We start from the raw sequence: 17,053 nt of genomic DNA on the forward strand, positions 1-17,053 counted from the left end.
CAGCATTCCCGTCCTGAACGCCCTCAAGGAATGGCTCGATCAAATCGCCCCGAAGGTCTTGCCCGACAGCAAGCTTGGCGATGCTGTATCCTACACTCTGAACCAATGGGAATATCTGACGCGCTACACGCAAGATGGCAGGATGCCGATCGACAACAATCTCCTGGAGCGCGATATCAGAATCTTTGCCACTGGCAGAAAGAGCTGGCTGTTCAGCGACACCGTCGAGGGAGCCAGGGCCAGTGCCGTCGTCTACAGTCTGATGCTGACCTGCCGCGCCTCACGCGTCGAGCCGTTAGCCTGGTTGCGCCACGTCCTCACCGAATTGCCTCAGCGCGCGGGCGACGCCGATATTACCGACCTGCTGCCCTTCAACTTCCCCAAAACCGCCGCTGCCTGAACGGGTCAGATGCCGCCCTCGATACGAAGGCCATCCGTCAAAAGCGCGGGCGTCATCGTGCGGAGAAAATCGCGCTTACATAACGGCAGCGAACTCACCAGCAACGCCATCCTGGTGTGGGCCGACCAAAGCCGTGTCGAATGGCACGACATCGCGCCGGGCAAACCCATGCAGAACGCCTTCGGCTGTGGGATGAGCTGTTGAACGAGACGTTGTTCACGTCACTGGCACAAGCCCGCGTCACACTTGGAAGTTGGCGGGCCGATTACAACGACACAAGACCACACTCGCAGCTCGGATGGAGAACCCCGTCCGAGTTCGCGATGACCTGCCACCCGCGCCGGGATCTGGCGCTGCGCTATGCCGAAGGCTCCGCGCCAGCTCCCGTCGCTGCCACCGCCCAACCGGGCAAATCCAACGGCACGGCCGAACTCAGGATTGGATAAAACCTGGGGGCAAGGTCAGGCGCTCTCAGGGCAATGAGCGTTCTGTCCACCGTCGCGACGATATCCGCGACCGTGCTGTGGTCGGCATCGCGGTGGTGCTGTTCACGACGCATGACCATTCGGAGGTTGCGCCACGTTCTCCGATGCCGCGATCGGACTGACAGTCTTACGCTGCTGAGCATGGACAGGAGGACTTCATCTTAATAAAACTGGGAGTCTAATACTTCTGCGGCGGGTCCACAATTGTGACGCTTCGCTCTGACGAGAATATTGTGTGATTTGAATCCACGGCTACGATGTCGCGGTATTTTGTTATCGACCAATATGGACCGTACGGGCTGCCTTCGCAATAATGGACGGGATCTTCCCTTCGCAGCCGCTCGAAACAAGTCCAAACGGTATCACCTTCAAAACGCTTGGGCTCGCTTACATCAAGACGGCTCAGCGGGATGTCAGCCTCCTCGCAAACGTTCTCTGCCGATAAGGCTGTCATGATTGTCTCGCGGACATTGGCGTGAAATTTTGAAAGATCGGCTCATGCGCTATTTTGCACTCGCATGGAAGCTCGGTCGAAACACAACGAGCTGGGCCCTACAGTAACAATGTGTGACGGATGTCATGGCTCGGCTTCGCGAGAGCTCTCTGAAATTATCTTACGGCCGAAGTTACTTGGGAACTTGGTTCGGCCCCCGTGGATAAAGAAAAGCGGAAAGGCGAGCGAAGCTCCCCTATCAAGATTGGGGAGGCGCGCGAACTCGCTTTGTGGTAGTCAACATCAGGACGCAAGCACTCGCCGCGATGGCACCCAGCGGCACGCCCGGTTGCCACTCGACTACTTATATTACGCGAGCAGATGGCACCCTAATCACGGTAGGGACTAAGAAGAGAGCGCGGTGTGCCAAGGACACTCGTTTTCCTTCACTCGCGATGCAGGCTTTCTTAGAATGAATGAACAGGAGACCAAACCGGCGATCGTGCGCGAGCCGGACGAAGAGTAAACTAACCTGGGCGTCACAACTGGCACTAAAGTATCCTCCATGCGCTGGAATAGAAGAGAATTGGCACAGCTGGAAAACCTCTGGGCCGCGGGACAGAGTGCCGCGCAGATCGCGCGTCATCTCGAGTGCAGTCGCAACGCAGTTTGCGGCAGGCTAGCTCGGTTGGGCCTCACTCGAGGTCACAAGCCACCAACAGCAAAACCCAAGATTCGACCCGCCCCGAAGCGAGGGCCGACGGCGATGGCGGCTGGTCGCGACTTCGTCGGAAAGAAGCTGTCGCAAAAGGCGCTAGATAGCCAGCCTCAGGAAATGAGCAAGCGGCAGCTTTACGCGATGCTAGCTGAGGCAGTCAGGAATACCGCGTAGAGCTATCAGGCGCGCCGCGATCTCCCGGGCCTATGCGCCGGATGGTCCATTCGGACGATTTGCTTGTTGGTTTGCGCGCTTTGTGGCTATGGGACGAACAGTGGCGTCGAGTAGAGTGTTCGCGGCGGAGGCTCGATCGTAGGTCAATTCATTCAATCTCAAGAGGCTGGATGCTCTGAATTAGAAGAATGCGTTCTGGTTCTTGAGCCTCGGTTTCGGCTATGCGTCTTCGGGGAAGCGCCCGACGTCCTGGTTTGCGCCGGTGTTTGGAACTTTCTGCACACGCCTGCCCGACGAAATACACGAGCTCGGGTGAAGCCGCTTGACCGTGAGCCTGTCCGGATGGAACCTCCGACAGGTACCGCCCCGGCGTCGGTGACAAGCTCAGCCTTGGAGCAACTTCACGGACCGCCGAGCTCTCGAGATATTGTCCGACCTCAGTCGAAGAAATAGACCCCTGCAGTGCCCAGGCACAAGACGACCACCACCCACCATAGGTGCCTTGACGATCTGTGCAAAACCGGTGGCAAGTCTGAAACGGCTGTTCAATTGCATCGATCACTTCTCGCTCGCCTACCCGGTCATTACTTTTTCCATACCAACTCGAGAACAGACTCACGCCAACAGCCGTGGCGCCGCGCGACACCGACGATCCGCGCATTGGTGAACTCGACTACGTACCGGGATGTCCCCGAGCCGGCGCAGGATCCCTGGGTGGATGGGGAATACGCCAGGCAGAAATCAACTACCAAACCTGGTCAGTTGCTGAAGATTGCGAGGCGACGTATCAAATTTGATCGATGAACCTCTCACGAGTCAGGTCGTGGAGCAGTTCCAGCTCTAGCAGCGTCAACGGCCCCGGGGGATGTCTCGTTGGCGAACGTCGGAGATTCGCGAAGCGGAGTTGAATCTGGGGCCCCGCCGTGGCCGTGTTGATTCGAGTATCTCGCCTGCAGCAGTTGTTCTCTGTCTTCGAGAGGAACGGCTTGCTATCCCACACCGCGTTTCGTCAGCAGATCGGCCGTCACGCAAGCTTCCAATTGTCTAGCGACATTCCGGATACTATCGGCAAAAGACTTCGCTTGCGACCACAAACTTCGTAAACATAGGATAACAATCGTTGCAGACCTCGGTCCTGGAAAAGTATTGCGATGCTCGCCTTCCTTGGTACACCATTTATCCAACTGTAGCCCAGTTCTCCACGGTGGTCGGCGCCGAAGCCTGTGAGAAATGGCTGCAGCGCCTGCCGGTTAATGAGTCCGTGTCGCTCTATTTCCACGTTCCGTTCTGTCGATCGATTTGCTGGTATTGCGGCTTCGCTCGAAGCATCACTCGCCGGGATTCACCTATCCTAGAATATTTGGCGGTTCTTCGTAAGGAGATCGAGTTGGTCGGGGCGCAGGTGCCGCAACGGCTGCCTGTGAGCGACGTGCACTTCGGCGGTGGAACGCCGACCCTCATCGAGCCCGCGCAGTTCGGGGCGCTGATGGAACTTCTGCGCCGCCGCTTTGCGGTTTCGAAAACGGCCGCCATCGCTGTTGAGATCGACCCGCGCACCTTCACGCTCGCCACATCCGAAGCGTTAGCGGCTGCCGGCGTGAACCGCGCGAGCCTGGGCGTCCAGAGCTTCGATCCAATTGTTCAAAAGGCCATTAACCGCGTTCAGAGTGAGGCACAAACAGAGCGCGCTGTCGAAATGCTGCGGCAGCATGGAGTAATCCGCATCAACTTCGACCTCATCTACGGTCTGCCAAATCAGACGGTGCAGTCCTGCGTTCAGACCGCGACTACGGCGGTGGCCATGCGACCAGACCGGCTTGCGGTATTTGGCTACGCGCACGTTCCTTCCTTTAAGAAGAATCAGCGCCTGATCGACGAGGCAACGCTGCCAGACAGCCCTGCCCGTGCAGAACAGGCCGCGGCGATGGCCAATACACTGATTGCTGCGGGCTACCGCCAAATCGGACTAGACCATTTCGCCTTGCCGGACGATGAGCTCACGCTGGCGCAGAAAGCCGGTCGCCTGCGGCGGAACTCACTGGGTTACTCGGCCGACACCCGCCATAAAGTCATCGGCTTCGGCCCGTCGGCCATCGGCCGCCTTGGCGACGGTTACGTCCAGAACGAAGTTGAAGCGGGTTCTTACAGCGACCAAATCAATGCCAGCCGTCTGGCGACGTCAAAGGGCTACTGTCTCAGCCTCGAAGACCGCGTCCGAGCCGCAATCATCGAGCGGCTGATGTGCGATTTCGAAGTCGACGTGCCGGCAATTTGCATTACTCATGGATTTGACCCGGTCCCTTTCCTCGGTTCACCCGAACGCTTGGCAATGCTCGCCGAGGATGGGATCGTGGAGGTGGAAAAGGGATTCATCCGCGTGAGGCAGGAGCATCGTTTTCTAACTCGCGCTGTGGCCGCCGCATTCGATGCTTATCTTGGCGCGCCGCTCTGCTAAGACCAGCCAAGGAGCGCTGATCGTATGAATGCATTACCTTCCGTTATGCGCCCAGAACCCCGGGTAACGATTTTCGCTCACCTGGTGCACTCACGTACAGCGCCAAATTCGTAAACGACGCCGTGCGCAGCTGCGCGACGAGAGCCGACCCGGCCCTACCGCGAAGATGGCTAGGCGAGTTGCTGCCGGGAATTGGACGCCGCCGACTGCAACGCAGTCCGCTCAAGCGGCGTGACCGACAAAGTTCATCACATCACCACCATTGCCCGTGTGGCCGCGGACCTCGACCAGGACGACCACTGGCTGCGGGAGGCCGCCAACAAAATGGCGATCGAGGACGGCTTCATCTGGGTCTAGGAGATGAGATCTAGGCGTTCAGCGACTTCGGTATCGAAAACCTGATCAAGCTCGTCCGGCTGTACGAGGATATTTCGACCTGCTCAAGCGCTGGCAGCGCGGGATACCGCAATCAGCCTGCGATCTACGCTGGAACTCCCAGCAAAGAGGAGCGCTTCGTGGTGATGCACGACGGATCCTATTGATGTGCATGGTCGCCGCTCGACCTGGATCGCTACGGTCCGCTGCGTGCAATCCAGAGCAGCAGCTGGTCGACGCGACGAGCTAGACCAAAAGCACAAAAAGGACCAGCGCCGGCGCTACACGGCGCCAACGATAATCGAGCACCACAGTTAGAACCGGATCCCGCGGGATCGAAACAAGTTTCCCGTAAGCGCTCGCGCAACCGAAATCGAAGCGACCTTCCCGAATAGCACCACTCGATGCTGCCATACCGGAGTTCGTCCCTGACGCCGGGACGGTCTCACGCCGAGCGGCACGATACCTACGATTCGCACAGCGAGGCCGACGTCCCGCGCCCCGTCAACCTACTAAACCTAGCAATTGATGCAGTTGACGGACACATGCCAGTCATTGCCGGTGAAACTCGCTCGGGCCACATCAAGGACGACGTCACGATGCGATATAGATCCGGTAAATCCAATCGAGCTGATGGATGTTCTGTCTGGTCCCGCAGCTATCAAAACGCCTCCAATCGCGCTCTCCATCTTCCCATGAGAGCCAATCAAGACCTCGCGCCGGCCTCAGCGAGCTTACGGGCGTCAAAAGATGTTAGCCCCTTCTGCCCGCCTGTGCTTCATCGCATGGACCGAGCTGCGGGCGTTTCTAGGGTCCGGCGTGTTCTTATGCGAGCTCAGCTACTGGCGCGGCTCTCTGTTGAAGAACATCCTCGTGGCAGCGGATTTGTCGCGAGAATCCCTGGGCTCCGCGCGCTGGCCGCCAATCTCTTGGCAGCGAACGTCACGTCGAGCAGGCCACTCTCCGTTTCGACACGGTGCGGCAGATGCTTGCACTCGCTTAGCGATCGGGCGGCTGGGTTGCGCCGCGCTGGGTACCACCACGTTGGCCAAGCTGCGCCAGCAGTGGTGATAGCACGGAACGCTGAGCGGGTCTCGTTGGCATAGAGAGCCGCCTGGCCTCAAGCGTCACCTACATCGCCTTGAGCACTAGGATCGCGAACCGGTCTAGGCCGTCAGGTGGACGTGCACCTTATTCAAATCGACGGACGTGGAAATCACGATGCATTGTTGCGGTATAGCGCCAGTATCCATGCGGGCATACTCGGCTCGCGCAGTTGCTTTCATCTCTCGACCAAGTGCGAAGCCAAGAGGGCGTATTCTCCTTTCCCTGATAGCTAGTCTCGCCTGCAGTTCGGCGGAGGCAGAACCTCGTGATATCTCTGGCCCTAGAAGTCACAGCCCCGATGAGCTCGCCGAGGCAAGAAGCCAAACAATCTCCAATCCGGCTGTAACCTTCCGAAGCGGCAGGCCCAAAGGAGCAGCGCGCCTTTCTGGAAACTCGCTGCCAAAAGCAGCTAGGTCTACCACAACGCGCGATAGTGCGGAGGTCACCGCCAAGAGCAGAAGTCAAAAGCAGATTGACCCATTCGCAAAATTCGAGAAGCTCCGCGAAAAAGGTGCGGCGTTCACTGGTCCTGGTCCTGCGGACACCGTAGATCAGGATACAGCTTCTGTCAGATCCGAGCTTTCGGATCTCGGGATTGGATTCGCTGGCTGGACCCTAAACACGTTTATCAACAATCAACTCGATAATGCGGCCAGAAGCACCATCGCCAATCAACAATATGTCGGCCAGAATCCGACATTTAGTACGGTCAACTCTATGATCGTGACCTATGACCTCGCTCGGTTTGGAATTCCCGACGGTCAGATCGTCGTGGGAGCCGAGCATCAATATTGGACATGGAAGAGCGCCGGACCAGACCGACTGGGAATCAATGCAGTTTCCTACTATCAAACATTGTTCGAAAGGAAGATCGAACTCAAAGTGGGTTACCTCAGGAACCAACATGAGTTTGCGGGTGCCGGAGAAAAAGTTTTTGGACCCTCGTCGAAGATGCTGTTCCAAGCAGGCATGAGCAACAATTGGGCGCCAACGCCGGCTCTTAATCTGAAATACAATTTTGACGATCGCTTATATAACAAGCTCTCAATCCAGCGCTCGCTTAGTCCGGCCGGTCAATATGCGCATGTAAGCGAAAATCCCACTGGCTTGAACTGGAGCACGCGCGACGCGGGCATTCTTTTGCTTGATGAAGTTTGCTATAAGAACAAGCCTACTCCCGGCGTACCCGAGACTTGGCTGCGGGCTGGCGTGGGCTTTAACAACAGCAGCTACACGGACCTACAGCATCCGACGCAACCGACGGCCAAGGCGAACAGCGTCTACTATGTAGCTGCGGATAGGCAATTCTGGCAGTCTGCCGTCCATGGCTCGGCATCTCGCGGAATCTATGGCGGGTTCTCTGTGATGTACGCTCCGCCTGACCTAAATAGGGCTAGTCAGTACTACGAGCTTCGCCTGTATGCGAAGGGCCTGTTTGACAGCCGGCCCACTGATCAGATGAGTCTTGTTGTCAACAACACCATCTGGAGCCATTTCGCGGTGGACGCTGCATTGGCGAAAGAGCAGCTGGCGCACCGGGACAGCACAGCAATTTCGGGACTGTATACGGCGCATCTGGCGCCCGGGATATATACAACCGTAGGACTGACGTACATCAATCACCCGACAAGCATTACCTACACGCCGCAAACAGGACACGCCCTGAATATCTTGGTATCTACGTCGGTATTCTTCTAGGCTCTGAGGACTGCGCGGAGCGGCATGTAGTCGATGTCCCACTCGCCCTTTTCAACGGTATGGGCCACCCATCACGGCGATTTTGGTATCCGCTTTGCTCCTGACGCGAAGCCGGGTACCGCGTAAATTGAGCCTTGATATCCAACGTAGCATGCTGTTGGGAATGGTAGGTTAGAGCCTTTGCTGCTTCGGTCTACGAGCGATAGGCCGACGTCGTACTTGCGCAAGAGCTATACCCTCCGGCCGCGGAATGATCTCCCATGCTCATTTGTTCAATCGAGTGCTGAGCTTGCGGCAGCGACATTGCTTTCGGATGATTGCTGGTGCAGCTTGTCAGAATCGCGCCCGAGCTCGTACTCTGCCATGACAGGCCGAAATCGTGCCCTCGGAGCTTAGTTCACGCCGAAGAGGTGTGGTAAGCGGAACCGCGACACAGATGCCAAAGCTACCCAACTACGGTAATCGCTGTATCTGTCCGACGGTCGTGGCGCTGGCCGAATGGCAATGCGCGAGGTCGACGGACACGTGCCCCCCCTTCGGCGGCAAATCGACCGGACGCGGCCGGATGACTTGCGCCACTCGAATGCTGACTCATTTTCGTCGGTCGAGACGAGCTTTAGCATCTTACTCCAGCAAGGAGTCGCCTCCCGAGTCTGCGGCGCGTTAGCCCTCCCATCCAATTGCGCGTGGCGTTCTGCTGGGTTCACTTCTCTTCTCAAACATCTATTCGCGCGAACATGCGATAAGAGCAGTGCATGATCGGTGAATTTTGCCGAGCCTTGCTAGGCAACCTTCGTGGACGGGTGCTTCGTCGTCTTGAGGCGCGTTACACTGCTTCGACCGTCGACGCTGACGGGCGCGTCACCATCGATTGTGGCACGATGAACGACGCGATGCTGGTCACCGTAATCGTTGACCGCATAATGCTGCGTTGCGCGGTTATCCCAGATCGCGACATCGCCTTCTTTCCAGCTCCAACGTACGGTGTTTTCGGGTGCCGTGATATGAGACTGGAATAGATCAAACAGCTTCTGACCGTCGCGTTTTGGGATACCAATAAACCTTTGCACCAGATCGCCGAGCACCAGGGCGCGCTCGCTGGTCTCGGGATGTACACGGACCACCGGGTGCTCCGTCTCATAGATCGTTTTGGTAAAGACCTCATCAAAATGCTTCTGGTCGATTTCGCGAACACGGCAGGTCCCAGCGTAGTCGAAGGCGTTGCTGTGAACGGTCCAGAGTTCGTCGGCAAGCCGTTGGAGCGGCCGCGGCAGATCCAGATAGGCGGCCACAGCGTTCGACCAAATCGTATCGCCACCGGACGATGGGACCACAATGGCTCGCAGCACCGCAAGTCTAGGATACGCCGCGAGAAAGGTTCCATCGGCGTGCCATACATCGGCCCGGCTACCTCCGCGCGCGGAATCAAGCTCGATGATCGAGGCCGTTCCATTGACCGTACCGAGTGTCGGATGCGGCACCAGCCTTCCCAAACAAGCAGCAAATCGCTCCTGCTCCGCGTCATCAAGATGCCCCTGATCGCGGAAGAAGATCACCTTGTGTTCGAGCAGCAAGCTGGTGATCTCAGCGATGGTTTGGCGCGGTAAATCACCCGAGAGCTTAATATTTCCGATTTCAACACCGATGCGCGCTGCGCGCTTGACGACGTCGGTCAGTGGAATGACCCTCTCGGTCGAAGCCGTTTGTTTCATTGCGAATATTTCCAAGCTTTGCGGATTCTTCAAGCGGACTAGGGCGCGTGTGACTAGGTTTCGTAGGCGAGCCTCGCGCTACGGGTACTCTCGAGCAAGCACCATGCCAGTTGGAAAACGGAGCTGTGAACGTCCCTCAGGTACGGGACCGGGTTTGAGTCGAACAGTTTGCCAGGAACTCGATGCCACCCCCCACCCTCTTTCCAACCCACCCGGGCCGGCGGCGAAAGGTATAGGGCGCATAGTCGATAGAAAATGTACCGCTCGGCACTCGAAGAGAAAGGCCATACGGTCCTCGTGCAACGTCGGGCAGCCAGCCTTGCGCGCTGTTCTCGTCCAGTATGCGCACTCCGCTTAACAGTTTGCGGCAATCGGCCAGTCTCGAGCCGCCTCTGCGAACGGACCATCACCGGCTCTCAAGGTGTCCGGGACCTGCCTTGGCCGTGATCACTGCCGAAACAGCATCGGCTGGAAATGGGAGAGGAATAGATGACCCTGGAAGAGCTCCAAACGATTGAACTACGGCTTCATCCAGGCGAAAGCCATTGATCCGCGGCACTGGGCTCGCGATGTTCTCGATGCACCGACGTCCGAGCACGGTAAGGCAGATGTTCTGCACGGTCCGGCTGGATTTGCCCAACAAGCCAAAGATATGTCCACTACCAGTCTTTACAGGTGTTTCAATGTTGTCAAAGTAGTTGCCCTCGATCAGCACTTGCACAGATGGTCCAGCATCCACTGCATGGAAGAATCCGCCGCTCTGTTGCGCATTCGTGTTGTGGAAGTAATTGTTGAGGAGATGAATAATAGCCTGGGCACCGTCAATGTGCGGCGCCCGCCCTGAGATCTCATGGAAATAGTTATTTGCGATGGTGATCGTCTGCGGGACACCAAGAAAAAGGAGATTCCAATAGTGCTCCCCGTTACAATAGGAGGAATAGGTATCGCTGCCATCGAAGTCGTTCCAGGAAATCGTAATATTCGTCGTAGGGCCAAGGCCGCCGGCAATCATCTGCCGCCCGATATTATGAAACCGGTTGTGATCGATCCAAACCAGGTCGGCTCGTGCAATTGCAATAGCATCGCCGGCAAATATCATGCCTTGATTGATATCACTGATGGTCAGGTTGCGAATAACGACGTTGCTGACCCCATTTAGGCGCAGCCCCTTCCCTTTGATTGTCGCGCTCGGGCCAACGCCGATCACCGTCTTGTTTGAGCCAATCTCCAGCGGGTGCTTGCCGGCCCTGTCGAAGCCGACCAATGTCTTCTCCTTGCCGTCGCAATGCGCATCGTTGCCATCTATAAGGAGAAGGGACTCACTTTTATACGGTGCCGAACAAGCACGGCCGTATTGGCAACCCTGCCCCTCGCCTTGCCCTTCCGTACCGGTAAAGTCTATGGTTCCGGCTACCTGAATCTCGCGCGGACTATTGTCATTGCAGCGCCCGAAGCTGTACGAACGACACAACTCATACTTCAGAGCCTTGGTTGATCTGACCTGAACTACCTCGCCTCCAAGGCCGCCCGTCGCTGCAGAGCCAAAGCCATTGAGGGCTTCCGATCGCACATAGTTCGATCCGAGCACGGAAGAGACGCCGACGACGACAGCAAGTCCACCGAGCACGCGCAACGACCGTTTGATGTGCTTCATCGTGTCCCTCATAGGCATGTGCTCTCTTTTACCCGGAAAACCCGCACGAGGACTTGAACTCTCGAACTCAAATGCTGAACTGGAATAGGCCATCAGCATCCGGCGTTAACGCCATCAGATCGTCCTCAATAAGGCAGGATCGGAATATCGGAACCATGCTACGCAACAGGTGCAGCCGCACGCTCCGCACCAGCTGTGATGGATCTGGGTAGCCATTGAGCCAATCACGGCCGATGAGAGCAGCGGTCGACCTTCGAGAGCCCCGTCAGAGGAATACTGTGGGGTGCAACACGTCTGGCCTAGGAGTTTAGTCCCAAGTTTTGATGGTGCATTCTTATCGCACGATTCGAAGGATGCGCTATGGGACAAGTTTTGCACGGCTGCGCCACGACGACGGAGGCGGTCCGTCGAGCAATACAAAATAGTCAAGAGAGCCTGAGAGTGCTCGCCAAGCGCTACGGGATCAACCAGAAGACTGTCGCGAAGTGGAGGGAGCGCGAGACCGTCGCCGATCTCCCGACAGGCCCCAAAGAAGCCAAATCGACCGTGCTTTCCATCGAGGAGGAGGCGATCATCGTCGCTTTCCGGCGGCATACGCTATTGCCGCTCGACGATTGCCTCTATGCGCTCCAGCCGACCATCCCGCATCTGACGCGATCATCCCTGCATCGCTGTCTCCAGCGCCACGGGATCAGCCGATTGCCGGAGGTCGGAGGCAGCAAGCCTCCGAAGAAAAAATTAGAGGCTTATCCGATCGGCTATTTCCACATCGACATTGCTGAGCTCCAGACCGCTGAAGGCAAGCTCTACCTCTATGTCGCTATCGATCGCACCACCAAAGTCGCCTTCGTGCAACTGGTCAGGAAGACGGGAAGGACCTCGGCCTCGACCTTCCTCGAAGCTCTGATCGCGGCTGTCCCCTACAAGATCCACACGGTTCTCACCGACAATGGGATCCAGTTCACTTTCCCCCCGCGCTACGCGGACGGCCCCACGGCAAGAGAGCTGGCTCCGCAAATTCGGACAGTAGCTTGAGTGGATTTTCTGCCTGACAGCGGCGAGGATTCTTGCCGCGAATCAGGAGCGAAGATGACGAAGAAGAGCCGCCGGACGCATTCTCCGGCATTCAAGGCGAAGGTTGCTTTGGCTGCGGTCAAAGGCGACAAGACGCTGGCGGAGCTGGCGCAACTGGTTGATGTTCATCCGAACCAGATCACGATCTGGAAAAACCAGCTCCTGGAAGGCGCCGCCGGCGTGTTTGGGCATGACAAGGCATCGGCCGAGACGCCGGTCGATTTGAAGGCGTTACATGCCAAGATCAGCGAGCTGGCGTTGGAAAACGATTTTTTGTCCGGCGCGCTCACCAAGGCGGGCCTGCTGAGCGCAAAGCGATCATCGACCGCGGTCATGATCTTTCTATCGTGCGCCAGGCGAAGGTCCTGAAGCTGGCTCGCAGCACGGTCTACTATGAACCTCGGCCAGTTTCGGCCGAGGACCTTGCCTTGATGCGTCGGCTCGATGAGCTGCATCTCGATTATCCCTTCGCGGGAGCGCGTATACTGCGATCGTTGCTGCGGCGGGAGGGCGTATACGCCGGTCGCCGCCACATCGCGACGCTGATGAAGCGCATGGGGATCGAGGCGGTCTATCGTCGCCCGAACACGAGCAAGCCGGCACCGGGTCACAAGATCTACCCGTACCTGTTGCGCGGATTGAAGATCGAGGGGCCCGACCAGGCGTGGGCAATGGACATCACCTACATTCCGATGCGGCGTGGCTTCGTCTATCTCGCGGCGGTCGTCGATGTGTTCAGCCGACGGGTCCTGGCCCATCGCGTCTCGATCACAATGGAGGCGGCCTTCTGCGTCGAAGCGGTCCAGGAGGCGTTGGCGAAGCACGGCAGGCCCGAGATTTTCAACACGGACCAGGGCAGCCAGGTTCACCCGCCTCGAGTTCACCGATGTGCTGCTGGACGCGAAGATCGCCATCAGCATGGACGGCAAGGGCGCCTGGCGCGACAACGTGTTTGTCGAGCGGCTCTGGCGCACGGTCAAATACGAAGAAGTTTATCTCCGCGCCTACGACAGCGTGTCCGAGGCGCGAGCGTCAATTGCCAAGTAACTGGCCTTCTACAATCAGGGAGGCCCTCACTCGAGCCTTGACGGGCGCACGCCCGACGAGGCTTACTTCGGCACGCAAGCTATGGTGATGGTCGCATGACCGTCGCCGACGATTTTGTCGTCGCTCTGGTCGGGCTACGCCCTCCCGACGCAACGACAAAATCGTAAGGCCCCGCGTTCAGCATAACCCGGCAGGAATCCACTTAAATCCCGCGGGGCGCTGTCCAAACAACCGGGGTCAGCTCTGTCCGCCGCGTCACCAAGACCATCCATCCGCCGCGAGATGAAGCGCCGCGCCGCGGTCGAGCCGGTGATCGGTCACCTCAAGGCCGAACACCGCATGAGCCGCAACCACCTCAAGGGCCGCGCCCGACCGAATCAACCCCGTCCTTGCCTGCGCATTTCACTGATGGTGAGCGGTGATTTCACGCGATGGTGAGCAGGGATTTCGCGCGATCGTGAGCAGCGGCTTTGACCGAGCATGGGTGATTGGTTCAGGGGTTTGAGTTGGCGTCAGGAGTGTGATTGCGGGCGTTTTGTTTTCGCATGCTTTCTCCGGAGAGTTGAAGGCGGTGAGCGTTGTGAACGAGGCGGTCCAGGATGGCGTCCCCGAGGGTTGGGTCGCCGATAACGTCGTGCCAATGTTCAACAGGGACCTGACTGGTGACGATGGTGGAGGCGCGACCGTGGCGATCATCGAGGATCTCCAGAAGGTCGCGCCGTTCGGGCGGATTTAGAACTGATAGGCCCCAATCATCGAGGATCAGAAGTTGAACGCGGCCGATGGTTTTGAGCAGCCGGCCATATCGGCCGTCGCCGCGAGCCAGGGCGAACGCCTCGAACAGGCGCGGGACGCGGTGATACTGGACCGAACGATTGTCGCGGCAGGCCTTGTGGCCGAGGGCGCAGGCAATCCAGCTCTTGCCGAGCCCGGTTGCCCCTGTGACGAGCAGGTTCTCGTTGCGGTCGATCCAGTCGCCGCCGACGAGCCTGGCGAAGACGGCGCGATCGATACCGCGTGGCGTGCGCAAATCGACGTCTTCCACGCATGCGCTCTGGCGCAACGCGGCGAACTTGAGACGGGTCGTGAGACGTTTGGCGTCGCGCTCGGCGGCTTCCCGATCGACCAGCAATCCGACGCGCTCCTCGAACGACAGGGCATCGAGATCCGGTGATCGTCGCTGCTCCTGGAGGGCCTTGGCCATTCCGGTCAAGCCGAGCGTAATCAGCCGTTCATGGGTCGGATGTGTCAGCATTGGGGGTCTCCCTATCAGTGGAAATAGCCCTGACCGCGGATGTTGCCGTGGCGCAGGGGCTGGTGGTCGGACGTCTCGTCGAGAAAAGCGCGATCAAGGCCATTCTTGAGGATCGAACGGATCGAGGCGACGGAGCGAGCCTTGATCAGGATGCCGCGTCGGCAGGCGGCATCGACACGCGCGTTGTCGTAGCTCCTGGCCAGCGACAGGATACCGAGGCAGGTGCGAAAGCCTTGCTCGGGATGCGGCCGGGCCGCGATGACGGCCTGGAAAAACGCGGCGGCAGAGGGACCGATCTTCTCGCCGGCAGCGATCAATCCTCCCGGCGTCCATTTGCCGTAGCGGCGGTGGGCGCTCGGCATATGATCGGCGATGGTGGTATGGCCACGCCGGTTGGGCGCGCGGGCGTGGCCGGCGATCCTCTGTCCCTTGTGGAAGACCTCGATGGTCTTGTCGGCGATGCGGACATCGACGAGTTCACGGATCAGCCGATAAGGGGTGGAATACCAATGGCCGTCGATCTCGACATGATAGTCGGGCGCGACGCGGCAACGCTTCCAGCGCGCAAAGACGTAGGGCTGGTCCGGCAGTTCTCCCAGCTTGGGACGATCGATCTGGGCGAACAGCTCGGTCCGGCTGGAGCCAAAACCGCGCATCTGGCGGGCGTTGAGTTCGACGACGAGGCCGCGGATGGCCGCATTGAGCTCCGCCAGGGAAAAGAAGCGCTGGTTGCGCAGGCGGGCCAGGATCCAGCGCTGGGCGATCTGGACGGCGACCTCAACCTTGGCCTTGTCCTTTGGCCGCCTCGGCCTCGCCGCCAGGATCGCGGTGCCGTAATGACCGGCCATCTCGGCATAGGTTCGGTTGATCCCGGGATCGTAGCGATCGGGGTTGGTCACGGCGGCCTTGAGATTATCGCAGACCACGAACTTCGGCACGCCGCCGAGATACCTGAACAGGTTGGCATGCACGCCGATCCAGTCGGACAGGCTCTCGCTTGGGCAGGCCTCGGCGTAGGTGTAGTTCGAGGCCCCCATCGCCGCGACGAACAGCTTCATGGCGCGCACTTCGCCGGTGATGGGATCGAAGATGTCGATGGTGTCGCCAGCGAAATCGACGAACACCTTCTCCCCACCGATGTGGGTCTGACGCATGCTCGGCTGCGCCCGCTGCTTCCAGGCCTCGAAAGTCGTGCAAAACCAGGTATAGCCAAAGCCATCTGGATTGGCGGCGCGATACTCTTCCCACAACAGCAGGCGTGTCACGCTGCGCCGGCGTAGCTCCTTCTCCACATAAACCCAGTCGGGGGACGGTCGTCGGTCGCTTTGCGAGGCAGCCTTTGGCGCCGGGAACAGCAGCAGCTCCAGGCCCTCGTCATCCATGCCCTCCGGCAGCGGCCAGCTCAGCCCGGCAAGGCGGGCGCGACGCACGTAGCCATGCACGACACCATTGCTCACTCCCAACGTCCGCGCGATGACGCGCTCGGTCAGGCCCTGATGCCTCAAACGTAGAACTTCTCGGATCCGGCGCATCGACAATCTCTGCGTAGGCATCAGGCTTCCTCATTGGTTGAATGAGAAACCCGTAGCCCGGTTGAGTTGTCGGCCGAAGCGTCCGGCACCGCCAAACGGTGCTCATGATCGCCTGAAATCGCTGCTCACGATCCTCTGAAATCGTTGCTCACGATGCGGTGAAATCTGTGCTCACGATCCCGCGAAACACGCACCTTGCCGCCGCCGGCTTCAACTTCCACCTTTTGCTGCGCTGGTTCGAACGGCTTTTGCGGCCCTGATGCAGAGGCTCCGGTGCATCATCCGCCAGCCGCACTACGCTTGAACCAGCGCGTTGCGGGAAACTTCACGGACGACATCCTACGCCGCATCAGCGCTTTACGCCACGCTCGCCAACCTCTCAGCACGCCGGCGAATAAGACGGGCTAGCTCCGGCTCCGCTCTCGTTGTGAGACACCATCATGCTCTGCGAACGCGCCGATTGCAGACCTTCAATCGGGGCGAAGTTGCACTTCAACCCCTTCAACCAGCTGCGCGCGCTATTCAGTTGAAGCCGACATCACCCCCTTAGCCGGTTTTGCAGGGCCTGCCGGTCGACGACGAGGTTGAGGAGGCTCAGATCTGCCCGCCGTCTTCCCGCGAGCCGTCTGACGAGCTCCCGGGTACCATCGACCACAAAGACACCGCAATCATAGCCGTTCCCCTGCTCGCGTATGAGGGCATCTCGCAAATCGGCTCCCACCCGCTCTGCGAGCGTTGCTGCACGTCCGGCATTGTATGGCTCTAAGGAGTCGTAGTGATAGGCGACCGGCCTGTCGCGATCGCGGCGATCTACCAGCAGCAACGACCAATGGGAGCCGCGGGCACGGACGTCCGTAGCGCTCGCATCACTCACCGGCAAGAACAGGAAGTCGGCCGTATCGTTGCCATTCCGATCGTTGACAATGCGACGGAA

Annotated in this window: 10 protein-coding genes and 4 pseudogenes; 9 read left to right on the forward strand and 5 right to left on the reverse strand. The window is 58.8% G+C overall.

What is annotated here, in order from left to right:
• From IVB32_RS00680 to IVB32_RS00700, 6 genes and pseudogenes are all read left to right on the forward strand, one after another.
• The coding region (locus IVB32_RS00680; RefSeq protein WP_247409537.1) for a transposase at positions 1-400 on the forward strand (400 nt) is incomplete at its 5' end.
• Positions 401-481: 81 nt separating this feature from the next.
• A pseudogene (locus IVB32_RS00685) lies at positions 482-846 on the forward strand (transposase); the annotation flags it as partial.
• A 1,037-nt stretch (positions 847-1,883) separates the two neighbouring features.
• On the forward strand, positions 1,884-2,210 hold the full coding sequence (locus tag IVB32_RS00690) for a GcrA family cell cycle regulator (RefSeq protein ID WP_247376874.1): 327 nt from the start codon (positions 1,884-1,886) through the stop codon (positions 2,208-2,210).
• A 1,120-nt stretch (positions 2,211-3,330) separates the two neighbouring features.
• Positions 3,331-4,665 carry an oxygen-independent coproporphyrinogen III oxidase gene (gene hemN / locus IVB32_RS00695; protein WP_247409539.1) on the forward strand — a complete coding sequence of 445 codons (1,335 nt, stop codon included), beginning with the start codon at positions 3,331-3,333 and terminating at the stop codon, positions 4,663-4,665.
• Positions 4,666-4,896: 231 nt separating this feature from the next.
• Positions 4,897-5,022, forward strand: coding sequence for a hypothetical protein (locus IVB32_RS42730; protein WP_256466550.1), 126 nt, complete (start codon positions 4,897-4,899; stop codon positions 5,020-5,022).
• Positions 5,023-6,249: 1,227 nt separating this feature from the next.
• The gene (locus tag IVB32_RS00700; protein ID WP_247398006.1) at positions 6,250-7,845 is read left to right on the forward strand and encodes a carbohydrate porin; all 1,596 of its coding nucleotides are present in this window, start codon (positions 6,250-6,252) and stop codon (positions 7,843-7,845) included.
• A gap of 782 nt (positions 7,846-8,627) precedes the next feature.
• On the opposite strand, the gene IVB32_RS00705 is transcribed toward IVB32_RS00700, so the two are convergent.
• Together IVB32_RS00705 and IVB32_RS00710 are read right to left on the reverse strand one after the other, a co-directional pair.
• The gene (locus IVB32_RS00705) at positions 8,628-9,557 is read right to left on the reverse strand and encodes a TauD/TfdA family dioxygenase (protein WP_018459905.1); all 930 of its coding nucleotides are present in this window, start codon (positions 9,555-9,557) and stop codon (positions 8,628-8,630) included.
• A 406-nt stretch (positions 9,558-9,963) separates the two neighbouring features.
• Positions 9,964-11,211, reverse strand: a complete 1,248-nt coding sequence (locus tag IVB32_RS00710) for a right-handed parallel beta-helix repeat-containing protein (RefSeq protein WP_247376876.1) — start codon at positions 11,209-11,211, stop codon at positions 9,964-9,966.
• Positions 11,212-11,571: 360 nt separating this feature from the next.
• On the opposite strand from IVB32_RS00710, the pseudogene IVB32_RS00715 reads away from it, so the two are divergent.
• From IVB32_RS00715 to IVB32_RS00725, 3 genes and pseudogenes are all read left to right on the forward strand, one after another.
• Positions 11,572-12,177: pseudogene (locus IVB32_RS00715) on the forward strand (DDE-type integrase/transposase/recombinase); the annotation flags it as partial.
• A 123-nt stretch (positions 12,178-12,300) separates the two neighbouring features.
• Positions 12,301-13,431, forward strand: a pseudogene (locus tag IVB32_RS00720) (IS3 family transposase).
• A 183-nt stretch (positions 13,432-13,614) separates the two neighbouring features.
• The gene (locus tag IVB32_RS00725) at positions 13,615-13,770 is read left to right on the forward strand and encodes a hypothetical protein (RefSeq protein ID WP_247409547.1); all 156 of its coding nucleotides are present in this window, start codon (positions 13,615-13,617) and stop codon (positions 13,768-13,770) included.
• Between the two features lie 55 nt (positions 13,771-13,825).
• On the opposite strand, the gene istB is transcribed toward IVB32_RS00725, so the two are convergent.
• The 3 genes and pseudogenes from istB to IVB32_RS00740 form a co-directional block, all read right to left on the reverse strand.
• A complete protein-coding gene (gene istB, locus IVB32_RS00730) occupies positions 13,826-14,587 on the reverse strand; it encodes an IS21-like element helper ATPase IstB (RefSeq protein ID WP_247409542.1) in 762 nt (253 codons plus the stop codon).
• Between the two features lie 14 nt (positions 14,588-14,601).
• A complete protein-coding gene (gene istA / locus IVB32_RS00735; protein ID WP_247399467.1) occupies positions 14,602-16,140 on the reverse strand; it encodes an IS21 family transposase in 1,539 nt (512 codons plus the stop codon).
• A gap of 517 nt (positions 16,141-16,657) precedes the next feature.
• A pseudogene (locus IVB32_RS00740) lies at positions 16,658-17,053 on the reverse strand (C48 family peptidase); the annotation flags it as partial.

The organism is Bradyrhizobium sp. 23 (genome assembly GCF_023073295.1).
Classification (GTDB): domain Bacteria; phylum Pseudomonadota; class Alphaproteobacteria; order Rhizobiales; family Xanthobacteraceae; genus Bradyrhizobium; species Bradyrhizobium canariense_D.